Source organism: Bacteroides galacturonicus (assembly GCF_003096855.1).
GTDB lineage: Bacteria > Bacillota > Clostridia > Lachnospirales > Lachnospiraceae > Lachnospira > Lachnospira rogosae.
Map to the genome: position 1 here is coordinate 426,141 of NZ_QEOA01000003.1, position 16,908 is coordinate 443,048.

Below are 16,908 nucleotides of genomic sequence, written 5' to 3' on the forward strand. Positions count from 1 at the left end.
ATTAGAATAAAAATATGACTGTTTCTTTAAAAAGAAGCCTGTCATATTTTTTTATGAAAAATAAATTTTGTTGAGGTTAAATTGAGATTGACTTTGTATTGTATAAGTATGAAATAAAAAGGAATCAGGTGATGTACAATGAAAAAGTATACAATATGTAAAATCCTTCTTGTTATACTGGCAATTTTTTTATGTGTGGCTTTTTATGAATTGCTCGGAATCTGCGTTGCATATAAAAAGCAGCCGGAAGTGTCCAATACAACCAAAAAAGAAACAAAAAATGGGTCATGGAACGAATGCAGTGAAAATACAGAACGGGCAGTAATCATAGAAAAGAATCCAGAAGCGCTTTTACAAAGAGTGCGTTTGATCAAGAATGCAAAAAAGGAAATTATTCTTTCTACTTTTGCATTTCAATCCGATGAAAGTGGAAAATTGATTTTAGGAGCACTGCATGATGCGGCAGACAGAGGTGTACATATTCGTCTGTTAGTAGATGGAATGGAGAGTTGGATTGATATGGAAGGAAATCCGTATTTCTATGGATTATCTTCCCATGAGAATGTTGAAATTAAACTGTATAATAAGGCCAATCCGTTGAAACCATGGAAGATGATGGGTAGAATGCATGATAAATATTTGATTGCAGATGGAAAGAGATATATTCTTGGTGGAAGAAATACATACAATTATTTCTTGGGTGATTTTCCGGGACATAAGAACTATGACAGAGACGTGTTAGTGGTTTGCGATGAACCTGAGAAAGAAAATTCAGTTAACCAGTTGTTAGAGTATTTTGAAACGATATGGGAACAAGAAGACAGTGGTTATTTTCATGACAATAAAAAACTGGCAAATAGAAAATCTGTAAAGAACGCAGTTTTAGAGCTGCAGAACGGCTATCAGAAATATTTTGAAGAGAATAAGGAAAGAATCTGCGATACCGATTACACGGACGAAACTTTTGAGACAGAAAAGATTGCATTAGTGTCAAATCCTATTCACACAGGTTCCAAAGAACCAGTAGTGTGGTATCAGTTGGGAGAATTGATGAAAAATGCAAAAAATCGTGTGAAGATCCACACGCCATATATTATCTGTAATGATATGATGTATAATACATGGGAGGAGATTGCAGAGAACGTTTCAGATTTTTCTATCATGACAAATTCAGTTGCGAATAATGGGAATCCATTTGGGGCTGCCGATTATGCGAAAAACAGAAATAGAATCTTAAGTACAGGAATTAATATCTGGGAATATGAAGGCGGTTATTCATACCACGGAAAAAGTATTCTGATTGACGATGATCTGTCTGTAATCGGTTCCTTTAATATGGACATGAGAAGTGCATATCTGGATACGGAACTGATGCTTGTAATTCGCAGTAAAGATATTAATAAACAGTTGGAAGAGGGCATGATGGAATATGAAAGAGTGTCCCGCCAGGTATTGGAAGATGGAACCTATCGTGATCCATATCATGTAGAGCCAATCGAATTAACAAAGAAACGTCAGAGAAAAATATTTTTGGTACAGCATCTGCTTGGATGGGCAAGGTATCTGTTTTAATAAGGAGGAAGGAAAACGTGTTTCAAATATTGATTGTAGAAGATGATAAAGAATTAAGCCAGCTATTCCAAAAAGTGCTTGAGAAGAATGGATATCAAGTCAAAAGTGCATCGGATGGAGCACAGGCATTAGAAGTATTGGATAAGGAATATATTGATCTGATCATTTCTGATATTATGATGCCGGTTATGGATGGCTATGAACTGGTGTCAGAACTTCGCTCAGCAGGATATCAGATACCAGTGCTTATGATCACTGCGAAAGGTTCCTTTGATGATATGCGCCAGGGATTTCTTTCGGGAAGTGACGATTATATGGTAAAACCGGTAAATGTGAATGAAATGGTTTTAAGAGTCGGAGCACTGCTTCGCCGTGCACAGATACTGAATGAACACAAAATTGTGATCGGTTCAACAGAGTTTGATTATGATGCAATGACGGTTACAACTGATAAGGAAAGTCTTGTTTTGCCTAAAAAAGAATTCCTGCTTTTATATAAGCTTGCAGCTTCGCCAGGCAGAACATTTACAAAACAACAGTTGATGGATGAAGTATGGGGATACGAGACGGAGGCAGACCCACATACGATAGAGGTACATATAGGAAGAATCAGAGAGCGTTTTAAAGATAACCCTGATTTTGAAATCGTAACAATGCGTGGAATTGGATACAAGGTGGTGAAAAAATAATGGAACAAAAGAAAGAAAAAGGATTGCGGATCCGATCCTGTCTGACTGGTGCAATCTGGCTGGCACTTGTATTTTCAACAGTTATATCTGCTTTATTATTTGCTTTTTTGAATCATTTTTTTAATCTGCCGGGCAGCATACCTGTGCTTGGCTGGCTTTTGATTTTCAATACATTGATTGCAGGGCTGATCACTTCCTTTATTAATGCAAAGTTACTGGAACCAATTACCAGACTTAGTAAAGCAATGAAGGAAGTTTCTCGGGGAGATTTTGAACAGCATTTGGAAACGAACAGCCGTATAGCAGAAGTTGGAGAATCTTATCAGAGTTTTAATGTGATGACAAAAGAGCTTCGTGCAACAGAGGTGCTGCAGATGGATTTTGTATCTAATGTTTCTCATGAGTTTAAGACCCCGATTAATGCCATTGAAGGGTATACAATGCTTCTTCAGGGAGAAGAACTGTCTCAGGAGCAAGAGGAATATGTAGAAAAAATCCTGTTTAATACCCAAAGGCTTTCCGGATTGGTTGGTAATATTTTGCTGTTATCCAAGTTAGAGAATCAGAACATACCAATGAAAAAAACAGAATATCGTTTGGATGAACAGATCCGTCAGGCATTTCTTTCCCTGGAGACAAAATGGACAGAAAAAGAAATTGGTTTTCAGGTAGAGCTGGAGGAAGTTAAATATACTGGGAATGAAGGACTTTTTATGCATATCTGGATAAATCTTTTGGATAATGCGATTAAGTTCAGCCCATCAAAGGGGACAATTACGATGTTTCTGAAACAAGAACAGGATTCTGTTAAGTTCATTCTGGAAGATGAAGGACCAGGAATAGAGGATGATGTAAAATCCAGAATATTTGACAAGTTCTATCAGGTAGATGGATCTCATAAAGCAGAAGGAAATGGCCTAGGTCTTGCACTTGTAAAACGGATTGTAGATAGTGCCGGAGGAACAATCAAAGCAGAAAACCGTGAATATGGTGGATGCAGATTTGTTGTAGAGCTTCCAATACAGAAAGATGAGGCCATATAAGTTTAAGAAAAACAGATAGAGGAGGAATTACATGACATTTTATCAGGAATTGCAGTTAAATCAGGCAGGTTCTAAAAATCTGTTGAAAAAGAGTGAAACAGTGAAAGAAAAATCATATCATATACTGGTATATTTGGTAAAGATAGCTGTTACAATGGCATTTTGTTTTTTATTTGTTACTATTTTCAGTATCTTATTTGGAAATGAGAATAGTATTGTGGGTGTAGTAGTTTTATTATGCCTTATGGTATTTCGGAATGCGGATCTGGGGATCCACACCGGACAATCTACGATGCTTTTGGCTTTGTTCTTTGTAATTATGACTGTATGTCCGCATTTAGCAAATCAGTTTTCACCGGTATTGGGAATGCTGTTAAATATTGCGGCACTGGCTGTGTTGATTCTGTTCGGATGCCATAATCCATTCATGTTTAATCAATCTACATTGGTTCTTGGGTATCTACTGCTATATGGTTATGATGTTACGGGAAAAAGCTATCAGATGCGATTAGTCGGAATGGCTTTAGGTGCAGCACTTACCTGCTTCGTATTTTATCGAAATCATAAAAACAGAACTTATAAAAGAAATCTGAAAGATCTGATACAAGAATTTGATATCACTTCTTCCAGAACAAAATGGCAGATATGTCAGATTTTATGCGTGCCGATTGTCCTTTGCATTGCAGAACTTTGTAATATGCCACGTGCAATGTGGGCTGGTATTGCAGCCATGTCCGCGATTTTGCCATTTATGGAAGATATGCACTACAGAGTCCGTAAAAGGATTGTCGGAAATATTGCAGGTGTTATATGTTTTACAGTGTTATATTTTCTGCTTCCTTCGTCAATCTATGCATATATAGGAATTCTTGGAGGAATCGGTGTAGGATTTTCAGCACAATATGGCTGGCAGGCAGTATTTAACACATTTGGTGCTTTAGCCATTGCTGCAGAGACTTATGGACTACAAGGAGCGGTTAGTCTTAGAGTGATTCAAAATGTTTTTGGTGTTGTGTTTGCTTTAGTATTTTGTGTTATATTTTATTGGTTTATGTCTAAAAAAAAGGAAAGTGATGTGATCGTACATGCAGAGTGAAGTGAATCAGGAAGAAAATTTGAATAGAATTATTACGGTTCCTAATCTTCTTTCTTTTTTTCGGCTTTGTCTGATTCCGGTAATTATATGGAGTTATTGTGTAAAGAAAAATCCTCTGTTAGCTGGTGAAATCTTATTGCTGTCTGGTCTTACGGATCTTGCTGATGGATATATCGCAAGAAGATTCCATAGGATTAGTAATTTAGGAAAAATACTTGATCCGGTGGCTGATAAGCTGACACAGGCAGCGATGTTAATCTGTCTGTTTACTCGTTTTCCGCATATGCTTCTTTTAATCGTAATAATGGCAGGTAAGGAACTGTATATGGTAGTCAGTGGATGTCTTGTGATACGAAAGACAGGAAAAGTACATGGTGCAGACTGGCATGGAAAGATAGTAACCTTTTTATTATATGGAACTGCAGCGGTTCATATTATATGGTTCCAAATTACACCGATGGTATCAGATCTGTTGATGGGTTTGTGCGCTATAATGATGGTCATATCGGTCGCTCTGTATATTATCCAGAATACCAGGACTCTTAAGGGAGAGACGGTATAAGCAATTTTATATTGCAATGACTAGAAAAATATTTAGGAGAAGATAGATATAAACAGTAAGTCAAACACACAAACTATGGAGTCTTTAGTCGGTTTAATAAAATTTTAGATAGAAAATAAATCATTCAATGTCATTTAGATAAGGTTTTTTATGACAAAAAGACAGATTACTTATCTGCCTTATAATGCAGTATAATGGTAGTCAGACAGTTTTGGATATAAGAGATGATCTTGGAGCAACAATAAATGAATGCAGGGAAGTGACCGAAAAGTACCGCACAGGACGGAGTGCATATTTACGGATCGGACAGTTGTTTATGAGATTGTTTGCAGGACTATTATAGCAGAAAGAAGAGGTGTTCGATATGTGTACAGCAGCAACTTACAAAACAAAAGATTTTTATATGGGCAGAACGCTTGATTATGAATTTTCCTATGGGGAACAGATCACGATAACGCCAAGAAATTACGAATTTGATTTCCGGTTTGCCGGGAAGATAAAAAGCCATTATGCTTTGATCGGAATGGCATTTGTTGCAGAAGGTTATCCGCTTTATTATGATGCTGTTAATGAAAAAGGCCTTGGAATGGCAGGTCTTAATTTTGTCGGCAATGCGGCATATGAAGAGGCTTTGCCGGAAGATGAAACAGAAGTCAGCCAGGTGGCACAGTTCGAGTTCATCCCATGGATCCTTACACAGTGTGCTACTGTAGCAGAGGCGAGAGAGAAGCTGGCAGCAATGAGACTGACAGGTACAGCATTCAGTGAACAGCTGCCGACAGCACAGCTTCACTGGATCATTGCAGACAAAGACTCCTGTATCGTTGTTGAGTCTATGAAGGATGGGCTGCATGTATATGATAATCCGGTAGGAGTGCTTACCAATAATCCACCATTCCCGAGTCAGATGTTTGCACTGAATAATTATGCCGGAGTATCCAGAAAACAGCCGGAGAGTACTTTTGCAGGAGTATTACAGCTTGATGCATATAGCAGAGGAATGGGTGGAATGGGAATACCTGGAGATCTTTCCAGCCAGTCAAGATTTGTGAAAGTTGCCTTTACAAAATTAAATTCGATCTCCGGTGAAGAAGAGGATGAGAGTGTAAGCCAGTTCTTCCATATCTTAGGATCCGTAGATCAGCAGCGTGGATGCTGTGAGGTGACAGAAGGCAAATATGAGATCACGATATACACGTCCTGTTGTAATACAGCAAAAGGTATTTATTATTATACGACTTATGATAATCATCAGATCACAGCGGTTGACATGCATGCGGAAAATCTGGATTCAGATCAGCTGATCTGTTATCCGCTTCTGTCCAAGGGCGAAGTCAGATGGCAGAATAAATAATACGAAAATGCACGGAGAAAGCATAACGCAGAACAACAGGAGGAAAGACCATGAAAGAAGTTAAAACACCGAAAAAACCACTGGCATATTATTATGGGATTGTGTTAATAGTGCTGATCGTATTTAATCTGGTTGTCACACCAATCCTTATGGAGCATCAGGTAAAGGAAACGGATTATGGAACTTTTATGAGCATGATCGAGAAGAAGAATATCGGTGAAGTAGAAGTTAATGACAATCAGATCATCTTTACAGATAAAGATCAAAAAAATATTTATAAAACAGGTCTGATGAACGATCCGAACCTGACGGACAGGCTATATGAATGTGGAGCAGTATTCGCAAAAGATATCGATAAGCAGATGTCACCGATCATCAGCTTCCTGCTGACCGGGGTTTTGCCATTGATCCTTTTTATCGCACTGGGAAATTATATGGCGAAGAAACTGATGGAGCATGCCGGAGGAAAAAATTCGATGGCTTTTGGAATGGGAAAAAGCAATGCGAAGATTTATGTGCAATCCAGTGAGGGAATCCGTTTTTCAGACGTTGCAGGAGAAGATGAGGCGAAAGAAAACCTTTCAGAGATCGTTGATTATCTTCACAATCCGAAGAAGTATACCGATGTAGGTGCGTCTATGCCAAAAGGTGTCCTTCTTGTAGGACCTCCGGGAACCGGCAAAACAATGCTTGCAAAAGCAGTTGCAGGTGAATCAAATGTACCATTTTTCTCAATGTCCGGATCAGAATTCGTAGAGATGTTTGTCGGTATGGGAGCTTCCAAGGTTCGAGATCTTTTCAGACAGGCAAAGGAAAAGGCGCCATGTATCGTGTTTATTGATGAAATTGATGCCATTGGTAAAAAGCGTGACGGACAAATGGGCGGAAATGATGAGAGGGAGCAGACCTTAAATCAGCTTCTTACAGAGATGGATGGATTTGAAGGAAATAATGGTGTCATCATTCTTGCTGCAACGAACCGTCCGGAGTCGTTAGATCCGGCACTTACACGTCCGGGACGTTTTGACAGACGTGTGCCGGTTGAACTGCCGGATCTTGCAGGCCGTGAAGCAATTTTAGAGGTTCATGCAAAGAAGATAAAAGCATCTGATGATGTTGACCTGCATACGATTGCACGTATGGCATCGGGAGCATCCGGTGCAGAGCTTGCCAATATTATAAATGAAGCAGCATTACGTGCTGTACGTAGTGGAAGGACCGTTGTAAATGAATCTGATCTCGAAGAAAGTATAGAAGTGGTTATTGCAGGATATCAGAAGAAGAATGCGGTTCTTTCAGATCAAGAGAAGAAGGTTGTTGCATATCATGAGATAGGACACGCTCTGGTAGCTGCATTACAGAGTCATTCAGCTCCGGTCCAGAAGATTACGATCATCCCGCGTACCTCAGGTGCACTCGGCTACACTATGCAGGTTGAGCAGGGTGATAAATATCTGATGACGAAAAAAGAACTTGAGAATAAGATTGCTACATTTACAGGCGGACGTGCGGCAGAGGAGATCGTATTTGGTGAGATCACGACCGGAGCCTCCAATGATATCGAACAGGCAACAAAAATTGCAAGAGCGATGATCACCCGCTACGGCATGACAGATGAATTCGACATGGTGGCAATGGAAAACGTGACCAACCAGTATCTTGGCGGCGATACGTCTCTTTCCTGTTCTGCAGATACGCAGAAGGAAATTGATGAAAAAGTCGTGCAGCTCGTAAAAGCAGAGCATGAAAAAGCAAGAAAAATCCTTGCTGAAAACAGGGAAAAACTGGACGAACTGGCTATGTACCTGTATGAGAAGGAAACAATTACAGGTGACGAATTTATGGATATTTTAGACAGAAAATAATGTAGTTAATTATATAATCAATGTCATTTAGATAAGAAAAATAGTTAGTAGTTCTGAAAAATGGAATTATTTTATATAAAGGAGCGGACAAATTCAAGTTTGCCGAAATATATTTCTAACTTTCCCCATTTTACAGGTTTTCCAGCCTATTCATTAGTGAAATGATATGTATTTTCCCTTATTTTTGCCCTTATGAGATAATTGTAAGGGAAATAAGGGAAAGTTTTATTTAGTCATTGCCTGCCACTTTATCAAGTAACCTTGCAGATTCCCGCTTGGCTTTTCTTGTAGAGTGTGCATAGACATTCATGGTGGTACTGACATCTGAGTGCCCTAACAGTTCCTGCACATCCTTTGGTGCTGCTCCATTTGCCAGAAGGTTGCTTGTGTAGGTGTGTCGCAGCTGGTGAAAATGAAATCCTTCAAATCCATCCAGTTTCTGAGCAATCTTCCTGCAAACAATTCCTAACGTGCTTGGCAGTTCCAGACTTCCATCCGGTCTTAAGCAGACAAAGGATATTTCCTTATAATCCTCTGGAACATTCTCTGTTCCGTCCAGATGATAGAACTCATAGTAAACTCTGTTTTTGTCTTTTACTTCTCTGTAGTAGTTTTTGTGGTAAAGTTCTCCGTACTGCATTCGGTTTTTAAGTTGTTCCTTTCGGGCATTGCGAAGAATCTCTGCCAGTGTATCTCCAAAATCAACAATCCTTACCTTTTTTCGTTTGGTTGGTCCGATGATATTCTTGTGCCTTGAACCATCATATCGGATACTGCGTCTGATTGTAAGGCACTGTTCTTCAAGATTTACATCCTGCCATGCCAGACCACAGGCTTCACCGATACGAAGTCCTGCATAATAAGCTATCTGGATTGGAAGTATTGCCGGTGGATTGTAATCCTGTAGAAATTCAATCAGTCTTTCATAATCCTCTCGTGGAATTGGCTGTATATCGCCATCCATGTCATCATCAGAAAACAGGTCAACCTCATCCGTCTGGTATTTCAGCTTAATATACTGCATCGGATTGAAAGTGATATATTGCTTTGGTGATACTGCAAACCGGAATGACTGCTGTAATACTGCCGAGAAAGAACGAATGTAATCTTTGCTGTAACCTTTTCTTTCTGAACCATCTGGATAAGTGCCACCAAAGGAAAGCAGATCGAAGAAGGCTTGTAAATGCTCAGATGTTACATTTTTCAGCTTTCTCTCTGAAATTGGATGCTTCTTGATGTTGGTAATAGCACCGAGGTAATTCTGGACTGTTCCATTACTGAGAGTACCAGTCTTTAATTCTTCCTCTGCCCATATATCAAGTAATTCTCCAACTGTAATATTTTCCGACTTTGCAATGAATTTCTTGCTTTCGTAATCGTCCATTGCCTGACGGAGCAGTTTTTCTGTTTCACTCTTGCTTTCTGTTCCAGCGTATTCTTTCTGAACCAGATTGCCGCTTGCATCTTCTACATAGAAGCGGTAGTACCATTTCTTTCCTTTTTTTCTTACAGATCCTTTTGCCATAATCGTGTGTCTCCTTTCGATATCAGACAATCGGAACTGATGAAATGCTTCTTGCGTGTAGGCATCTTATGGACAAGTCCATAAGCCAATTCGCCGCTCGTCAAATCTGTAAACAGCCTGACTTGCTCGTGCTCATTGTATCATAACTCCGGTTGTCGTTCTATACCGAATCGGAATTATCTTCTAAGAGATGGGATAGTCTCTGTGCCGCCACATCCGGATTCTTGGAATATGTTCTTATGATGTCAGCTATGTCATTGAATGCATTAACAGAGTGGGTTATCTCTCTTAAAAACATTATCTCATTGTATTCCTGATTGGATTCAAAACCCATCTTGGCTGCTACATCTTCATATTCTGTATTTCCCTTGAAGTTATTGCAGGCATTTGTAAATGAATCAGCAAAGAGCTTGTATTCGTTTAATATTGCCAGCAACAGGTTCTTGGCGAAATCTCCATCTGCATTATCAAGGTTAGTTGGTAGATTTTCGATAATTCCTGTCATAGCGTCTCTTATAAGAAGTTCTTTCTTATCTGTTATATCTGTTTCGTAGCTGTCAGTTTCGCCTTTAAGCCATTCCACAGATACATGAAGTGCTTCGGAAAGTCCTTCGAGTACCATCTTCTTGGTATTGTCGATTGTTCCAGCTTCATAACGCTGTATGGTGGAAGCGGTGACTCCCATCTTGTCTGCAACATAAGGTTGTGTAAGGTTTAATTCTGTTCTGCGGCTTTTAGCTCTCTCACCGATAATCCGGCGAAGTTCCTTATCCTTCATGTTGTCTGCCTCCTTTTCGGTTATTCCTTTCGGTATGTTCATACTATATCATATAAAAAATAAAATTGCAATATGCAATACCGTAATTATCTTTATAATTTCGTAACGCTTGACAATAAAATATAAACGCGATATACTGACAGAAAAATAAATTGCATAATGCAATTTGAAAGGAGAGGATTAAATGACGGAAAGAAAGATAGCTTTATCTATAGAAGATGCTGCCAATTATACAGGAATTGGAAGAAACACTCTGAGAAAACTTGTTGAGTGGGAAAAACTTCCGGTTCTAAAGGTAGGAAGAAAAGTTCTCATAAAAACGGATATGCTTGAAAAGTTTATGGAAGTCAACGAAGGCAGAGACTTAAGAGATAAGAGCAACGTAAAAGCAGTCACAAGAAAAGTAATAACTTAAAAGAGGCGGCTTCTAATGAAACCGCCCCTGATATATCAGACCGAAGCCATGATATACCTACACGCAAGAGGATTATAACATGTGCTTCTTCTGATATGCAACAACCAATTAACGGAATGGAAGACTGACAAATCACAAGATATCAAAGCCCTCGGCGTTTGAGAGCGAAATACACCCCTCGCACAAACCTACGGTTTATGCTCAGCGTATTTCGCCCTTGCAGGGAGCAAAGCCACGCAAGCGTGACTTATACAAATGCTGTCGCATTTGGTTATGCCGGATACGGCAATAAGCCAATAGCAATACCACTTATATTATCTGTTCATCTTTCATTCCAATTATCAGAGGAAGGAGAAGAAAGCACATTGACAACAAGACATTCATTTATACAGATGACCAAACTGTCGAATGTCCGAGGAAGAATAACCTATATATCAAGCCATGCAAAGCAGGAACATCTGTATGCGGTCTATGAAACTACGGAAAGAAGTTACTGGACAGAACTTGCACGATGTAGCCAGCAGGAATTTAAGAAAAGCGGTGTTGAGGGAAAATGTATCGAGGCAAGGGAGCTTATCATTGCTCTGCCAGAATCACTTTTTGAACAAGGAATGCCTAATATTGTGCTTAGATCATTTACAGATAAGTTTAAGGAAAAGTATGGCGTAGAATGTGTTGCGGCACTTCACCATAACAAGCGTATGACAAATTTCCATATCCATCTTATCTTTTCTGAAAGGCAGCTTTTGGCAGAGCTGGTTATCAAGACTGCCACAAGAAATATGTTCTATGATGAGCGTGGTAATCATGTAAGAACTAAGAAAGAAATCCTTGATGAAGCTGGCAATATCCGCAAAAGGTGTAAGGTTATCAAAAAAGGAGAAATCTATGAGAAGAAGCTGTTTACTTCAAAGAATACGAGGTTCAAGCAGGAAGATTTTCTGGACGAGGTAAAGTTATTCTATACCAGAATGATAAACCGCTGGGTAACGGATGAAAAAGACAGATTAACAGTATTTGACCGTAACGGTCCATATCTTGCTACTAAAAAAATTGGCAGGAATAATCCAAAGGTAGAACAGATTGAGCAGGATAATAAGCTACGGATGGATTGGAATCGCGAAGTTGACAGGGCAATTATAAGCGATGTTCCTATGGATGATATTTTACAGATAAAAAGGGAACATATCACAGAACCGATAAAAAGGTCGATTCAACGATATGGAAACAAACCACAACGATTAACATTGATACTAAATATGGCGATTACGGAGTTGGTACTGCTGATATCGAAGGTGCTTGAAGCAGCCAGAACTATTTGGAGTAAGATACAGCATACGGATGTTGTGATAGCTGATAAGACTGATAATGTAAGTCATATAGTGGCAGATACAGCTACGCATATTGAAGAAAATGCAATTATTGAGGATATAAAACCAAAGCAAGGGGAATCAGCTGAGAATGTTATTACCTCACCATCGAAAGAGATGGTTGCTACTCAGAAAACACCTGCCAAGCCTGTAATGACACCAGTGGTAGCCGATTATACCAAACTAAAGAAGATAAAGGAAGAGCTTGATAATCAGAATAAACTTATCTTTGAGGCAGAACAGCGAAGAGGTAATTTTGAGATTGAATTGTCAGATTTAAAAGGTTTGGCAAAGCTCACAAGGAAAGCAGAGTTGCAGAGAAAGATTGATGAAAAGACAGATTATATTGATCGCCTGAAGATTGGACTTTCAAACATGGTTCGCAACTATGGATTTGAGAACATGAATGAATTTTATCTAAGTTATAAGGAATCTAAGACGGCATTTGCAGATTATCAGCAGAAAATTGAAGATTGGAAGAAAGGCTATGACAATGTAGTTGTTTCAAAGGATAAGACAGAAACAATGTCGGAGAAACTTGATAGACTGCAGAATGAGGTGGAAAGTTCCAGGCAATATAATAAACAGAACCAAGCCAAATGGGCGAGATAAATTCTTCTGTTTTCCCAATTATATGGATTACTATGTTCTTCTATTCATGTTTACAAATTTGTTAGCATAAATTGATGACCTTTTCACAACAAAAAAAGGTCAATTCACAACATTCCAGATAGATATTGCATGAACTTATCCGATATAATAGCTATAAATATATGTAAGCAAGGAAGTGACAATATGCGAATTGCTATCTGCGATGATGAAGTATCTATGGTTCAGATACTGGAAGAAAAAATAAAAAAGTTATTGCCGGATGCGGTTATAGATAAATATTTATCGGGTGATGAACTGATCGCAAGTGGCAGTAAGCCGGATATTCTTTTTCTGGATATTCAGATGCCGGGAATGGATGGGATGGAAACGGCAAAGATGCTTCGTCAGGACAATGAGGATATGATACTCATTTTTGTGACAGCAGCAGAGGAGTATGTTTTTCAGGCATTTGATGTCGGAGCATTTCATTATCTGGTTAAGCCATTTTCCGATGAGAAATTGAAAGAGGTTGTGACAAAGGCAGTCCATAACATAAAAAGGAGTTCCAGACTTGAAAAAGACGAAAAGTATATTATGGTACAGAACGCCGGAAGTCATATAAAAATTTTTCTGCGTGATATTGTGTATGCCGAGGTGTATAACCGGAAAGTTATTATCCATACACGAAGTACGGATATTGAATACTATGGTAAATTACAGGAATTAAGTGATATGGCAGGAACAGATTTTTTCCGAACACACAGAGCCTATCTGGTACATTTTAAATATGTAGAAAAATATGATGCAACTTGTGTAACTATGAAAAATGGAACTGCATTGATTGCAAAAAAGAATTATCCGGAGTTCGTGAAGCAATATCTGAAGTATAACCAGAGGAAAGGAAATGAAGTCAGATGAGTTTAGTGGAAAGATGCTGGATGATCACATCGAAGTTTTCTGTTATTGCAATTTTGATTATTACAGGAATCTGTTTTGGTGTTTTTGTATATCCATATATGAAAAAGAAAAGGGAAGCTGCTCTGGTCAGTATTGTTTATATTGGAATTATGTCTGTGCTGTATCTGATACCGCAGCAGATTGGCAATTTTTCTGCATATATGCTGGGAGTTGTGGCTGCATTTCTTGTGATGTATGTACAGGACAGAAGAAACATTTATCAGAAAATATTTCTTGCAGTGACATTTTTTTCTATCCGTTGGCTTGCGGTTGCAATGGCAGGCAGAATGGATGATTTTATCACAAAAGCTCTGGTTTTTGGAAATACGATTGCAGGAAGACAATGGCTGCAATATGTACTTTATGCTGGAACGAGAATTCTGGATATTGTGCTTTGTATCGTTTTCCTTGCAGTTGCAATTGGTCTGATCAATAAAGCATATGTATACAAAAATGATGAAATGAGCGTCAAAGAGCTGGTAATGCTTATCATACCTTCTCTCGTGGGAGTTACAGGGTATGGCATTCTACAATATTATTTGAATATTTATGAAAAAGGTACAGGAAAGAGCCTGACAGATACCTATGGATTTTATGGAGCTTTAAGCTTTGTGCATTATTTTATTTCTATCATAGCAATTCTTGTTATGACTACGATGTTTCAAAACTGGAAGGTGGCACAGGAAGAACAGACAGGGCAGGAGCTGGTGTTAAATCAGGTCAGTGACATGAAAAAGCATATCGGGGAAGTGGAAAAGCTGTATCAGGATATCCGCAGCCTGCGTCATGACATGGGGAATCATATACAGATGCTGGAACATCTTGTGGCAGAGAATCATATGGATGATGCAGCAGAATATATGGAGCATTTGAAAAAGGAGTGGAATGAAATATCTCCTGAGATAAAAACGGGGAGTCCTGTCATTGATGTGATTCTGATGGAAAAGTTAAGAGAAGCAAAGGAAAAGCAGATTCGTTTTATATCAGATTTTCATTATCCGGGGGATACGAAATTAAATGCATTTGATTTAAGCGTGATCTTAAACAATGCACTGAATAATTGCATGGAAAATGTAAGTGGAGAAAATCCTTATATCAGTCTCTCTTCTTTTCGGAAAAACAGTATTTTTATGATAACCATAAAGAACAGATATGAGGGAGAGTTAAATTATAAGGACAGTGATCTGCCTGAAACAACGAAATCCGGGAAGGAGCATGGAATTGGACTGCATAATATCCGGAGAGTTGCAAGGATGTATATGGGAGATATATCTTTAGAGCAGGAGAATCAGGAAGTGGTTCTAAGTATTATGTTACAGGTAGAATAAGGACAAAAAGCACCTTCAAGGTGCTTTTTATTTGCTTCACAACAAAAAAAGGGCGGTTCACAACATCGCTGTTTATTGTGAAGAAAGATATGCCGAAAAATCAGTAAAGAGAAATCATGTTGTACAGATTTTTTAGAAAACGGATTTCAGAATTTAAGCTCAAGGAGGCCAATACGATGAGAATCAATGGATTTAGTGGGACAAATACGCAGATAGGAACAATGGGAATGACACAGGGGAATGATTCTGTAAGTAAAAATATTCAGAATCAGATTGCAAATGCACAGCAGAAGCTACAGGATTTATCATCGAATGAAGAAATGTCATTAGAGGATAAGATGAAAAAGCGTCAGGAGATACAGCAGGAGATTAACAATCTCAATCAGCAGTTAAGACAGCACCAGATCGAGCAGAGAAAGGAACAGCAGAGTAAAAATTCGTCATCTATGGATGATATGGTGGCTGGAACAAGCAGCACTTCTAAAAAGAAAGACACCGGATTGTCACAGGCAAGTATGCAGGCGATGATCTCCGCAGATTCTTCCATGAAACAGGCAAAGGTGCAGGGAAGTATGGCAACACAGATACAGGGACGTGCCAGTGTGCTTGAATCTGAAATCAAACAGGATGCCGGAAAAGGAAATACTGAGAAGAAGGAAGAAGAACTGGCAGAGCTGCAGGCAAAGGCACAGTCTGCGACAGCAGCACAGATGTCTACACTTGCAGATGCAAATAAATCAGTAGAAGAAGCTGCAAAAGCGGAGAACAGCAATACAGAAGACACTGCAACAAAGAACAATACTGATAAATCCGAGAAAACACAGGAATCTGCGGGGGCTGCGGCAGAGGAGACAGACAGCGTAAAGAATACGGATATCAAAGGGGAAACACAGGTGACAGTAGAAACACCGACTCTGGAAAATGCACAGAATGCAACACAGCAGGCAGTGTATACACCGATTGATATTCGTTTATAGTTGGTAAAGGAGAATGGTATTATGTCAGAGATTAAGAGTTTTAGTGATTACACAAGTAAATATAACAGCAATGTAGATTATTCCGCATTATTTGGAGGAACTTCCGACAGTTCATCCGTAGGAAACACCAATATGCTTTCTGATTATGCTGCGATTAAAAACGGAAGCTATGGAAAACTTATGAAAGCATATTATGCAAAGCAGGATGCAGAAAAATTATCGGGTAAAGGCGATACTTCACAGAAGCTTACACTGATGAAAACAAGTGCGGATTCCCTGAAAAAATCAGCAGATGCACTAAACGATGCGTCACTCTGGGAAAAAAAGAAAATAAAAAAGAAGGATGAAAAGACCGGGGAAGAAACAGAGGTAGAGGATTATGACTGGGATGCAATTACCAAAAAAGTGAAATCTTTTATTGATGATTATAATGACGTTGTTAAGGAGGCAGGAGAATCCAATACAAAAGATGTTCTTAGAAATGCTTCATGGATGACAGGCATGACAGACAAAACCAGTCATTTACTTTCTAAAATAGGTATTACCATAGGAAAGGGGAATAAGTTGGAGCTAGATGAAGATGAATTGAAGAAAGCAGATATCAGTTCACTGAAAACGGTTTTTACAGGTTACAATTCCTTTGTAGGCAAAACAGCCCAGAAAGCAACTGGTATATCAAATGCTGCGAACCGGGCAAGTGCAACTTATACAAACAATGGTACATATTCTAAAACGAATTCTTCTCTAACGTCAAGTAAGATAGATAAGGAAGTATAGTATGTTAAG

15 protein-coding genes are annotated in these 16,908 nt (G+C 38.8%); 13 read left to right on the forward strand and 2 right to left on the reverse strand.

Annotation, left to right across the window (positions count from 1 at the left end):
* Positions 1-138: 138 nt before the first annotated feature.
* The 7 genes from C7390_RS04720 to ftsH all read left to right on the forward strand — a co-directional run bounded on the left by C7390_RS04720 (position 139) and on the right by ftsH (position 8,181).
* Positions 139-1,572, forward strand: a complete 1,434-nt coding sequence (locus C7390_RS04720) for a phospholipase D family protein (RefSeq protein WP_116443689.1) — start codon at positions 139-141, stop codon at positions 1,570-1,572.
* 17 nt (positions 1,573-1,589) lie between these two features.
* Entirely contained in the window at positions 1,590-2,261 is a 672-nt protein-coding gene (locus tag C7390_RS04725) for a response regulator transcription factor (protein ID WP_003698938.1), read from the forward strand.
* Positions 2,261-3,304, forward strand: coding sequence for a HAMP domain-containing sensor histidine kinase (locus C7390_RS04730; RefSeq protein WP_055306509.1), 1,044 nt, complete (start codon positions 2,261-2,263; stop codon positions 3,302-3,304). The genes C7390_RS04725 and C7390_RS04730 overlap by 1 nt, the downstream gene beginning before the upstream one ends.
* A 31-nt stretch (positions 3,305-3,335) precedes the next feature.
* Complete coding sequence (locus C7390_RS04735) at positions 3,336-4,400, forward strand: FUSC family protein (RefSeq protein ID WP_116443690.1); 1,065 nt, start codon at positions 3,336-3,338, stop codon at positions 4,398-4,400.
* A 19-nt stretch (positions 4,401-4,419) separates the two neighbouring features.
* Complete coding sequence (locus C7390_RS04740; RefSeq protein WP_318295559.1) at positions 4,420-4,962, forward strand: CDP-alcohol phosphatidyltransferase family protein; 543 nt, start codon at positions 4,420-4,422, stop codon at positions 4,960-4,962.
* A 364-nt stretch (positions 4,963-5,326) separates the two neighbouring features.
* Positions 5,327-6,316 (forward strand): choloylglycine hydrolase, encoded by a 990-nt coding sequence (bsh, locus tag C7390_RS04745; RefSeq protein WP_008396540.1) that lies wholly within the window; start codon positions 5,327-5,329, stop codon positions 6,314-6,316.
* A gap of 50 nt (positions 6,317-6,366) precedes the next feature.
* A complete protein-coding gene (gene ftsH / locus C7390_RS04750) occupies positions 6,367-8,181 on the forward strand; it encodes an ATP-dependent zinc metalloprotease FtsH (protein ID WP_116443691.1) in 1,815 nt (604 codons plus the stop codon).
* A 229-nt stretch (positions 8,182-8,410) separates the two neighbouring features.
* Here the strand turns inward: ftsH and C7390_RS04755 are convergent, their stop codons facing one another.
* Together C7390_RS04755 and C7390_RS04760 are read right to left on the reverse strand one after the other, a co-directional pair.
* Positions 8,411-9,706: a tyrosine-type recombinase/integrase gene (locus C7390_RS04755; RefSeq protein WP_008392857.1), complete on the reverse strand. Its 1,296-nt coding sequence runs from the start codon at positions 9,704-9,706 to the stop codon at positions 8,411-8,413.
* Positions 9,707-9,866: 160 nt separating this feature from the next.
* Positions 9,867-10,484 (reverse strand): helix-turn-helix domain-containing protein, encoded by a 618-nt coding sequence (locus tag C7390_RS04760; RefSeq protein WP_040893133.1) that lies wholly within the window; start codon positions 10,482-10,484, stop codon positions 9,867-9,869.
* Between the two features lie 184 nt (positions 10,485-10,668).
* Here C7390_RS04760 and C7390_RS04765 point away from each other — a divergent pair, with 184 nt between their 5' ends.
* The 6 genes from C7390_RS04765 (at position 10,669) to C7390_RS04790 (ending at position 16,899) form a co-directional block, all read left to right on the forward strand.
* Positions 10,669-10,899 (forward strand): helix-turn-helix domain-containing protein, encoded by a 231-nt coding sequence (locus tag C7390_RS04765; protein WP_008116692.1) that lies wholly within the window; start codon positions 10,669-10,671, stop codon positions 10,897-10,899.
* A 242-nt stretch (positions 10,900-11,141) separates the two neighbouring features.
* Positions 11,142-12,881, forward strand: coding sequence for a MobA/MobL family protein (locus tag C7390_RS04770; RefSeq protein WP_306783712.1), 1,740 nt, complete (start codon positions 11,142-11,144; stop codon positions 12,879-12,881).
* A gap of 183 nt (positions 12,882-13,064) precedes the next feature.
* Entirely contained in the window at positions 13,065-13,778 is a 714-nt protein-coding gene (locus C7390_RS04775; RefSeq protein ID WP_040893134.1) for a LytR/AlgR family response regulator transcription factor, read from the forward strand.
* Between the two features lie 326 nt (positions 13,779-14,104).
* Positions 14,105-15,145, forward strand: a complete 1,041-nt coding sequence (locus C7390_RS04780; protein WP_318295560.1) for a GHKL domain-containing protein — start codon at positions 14,105-14,107, stop codon at positions 15,143-15,145.
* Between the two features lie 176 nt (positions 15,146-15,321).
* Positions 15,322-16,122 (forward strand): FlxA-like family protein, encoded by an 801-nt coding sequence (locus tag C7390_RS04785; protein ID WP_308496999.1) that lies wholly within the window; start codon positions 15,322-15,324, stop codon positions 16,120-16,122.
* Between the two features lie 21 nt (positions 16,123-16,143).
* Positions 16,144-16,899, forward strand: a complete 756-nt coding sequence (locus tag C7390_RS04790; protein WP_227089672.1) for a hypothetical protein — start codon at positions 16,144-16,146, stop codon at positions 16,897-16,899.
* Positions 16,900-16,908 lie beyond the last annotated feature (9 nt).

Excerpts from the sequence above, each read along its gene's own strand:
- C7390_RS04790 (WP_227089672.1), top strand. The coding sequence starts at position 16,144 with ATGTCAGAGATTAAGAGTTTTAGTGATTACACAAGTAAATATAACAGC.
- C7390_RS04760 (WP_040893133.1), bottom strand. The coding sequence starts at position 10,484 with ATGAAGGATAAGGAACTTCGCCGGATTATCGGTGAGAGAGCTAAAAGC.
- C7390_RS04735 (WP_116443690.1), top strand. The coding sequence starts at position 3,336 with ATGACATTTTATCAGGAATTGCAGTTAAATCAGGCAGGTTCTAAAAAT.
- ftsH (WP_116443691.1), top strand. The coding sequence starts at position 6,367 with ATGAAAGAAGTTAAAACACCGAAAAAACCACTGGCATATTATTATGGG.
- C7390_RS04785 (WP_308496999.1), top strand. The coding sequence starts at position 15,322 with ATGAGAATCAATGGATTTAGTGGGACAAATACGCAGATAGGAACAATG.
- C7390_RS04775 (WP_040893134.1), top strand. The coding sequence starts at position 13,065 with ATGCGAATTGCTATCTGCGATGATGAAGTATCTATGGTTCAGATACTG.
- C7390_RS04780 (WP_318295560.1), top strand. The coding sequence starts at position 14,105 with ATGGATGATTTTATCACAAAAGCTCTGGTTTTTGGAAATACGATTGCA.
- bsh (WP_008396540.1), top strand. The coding sequence starts at position 5,327 with ATGTGTACAGCAGCAACTTACAAAACAAAAGATTTTTATATGGGCAGA.
- C7390_RS04755 (WP_008392857.1), bottom strand. The coding sequence starts at position 9,706 with ATGGCAAAAGGATCTGTAAGAAAAAAAGGAAAGAAATGGTACTACCGC.
- C7390_RS04765 (WP_008116692.1), top strand. The coding sequence starts at position 10,669 with ATGACGGAAAGAAAGATAGCTTTATCTATAGAAGATGCTGCCAATTAT.
- C7390_RS04730 (WP_055306509.1), top strand. The coding sequence starts at position 2,261 with ATGGAACAAAAGAAAGAAAAAGGATTGCGGATCCGATCCTGTCTGACT.
- C7390_RS04720 (WP_116443689.1), top strand. The coding sequence starts at position 139 with ATGAAAAAGTATACAATATGTAAAATCCTTCTTGTTATACTGGCAATT.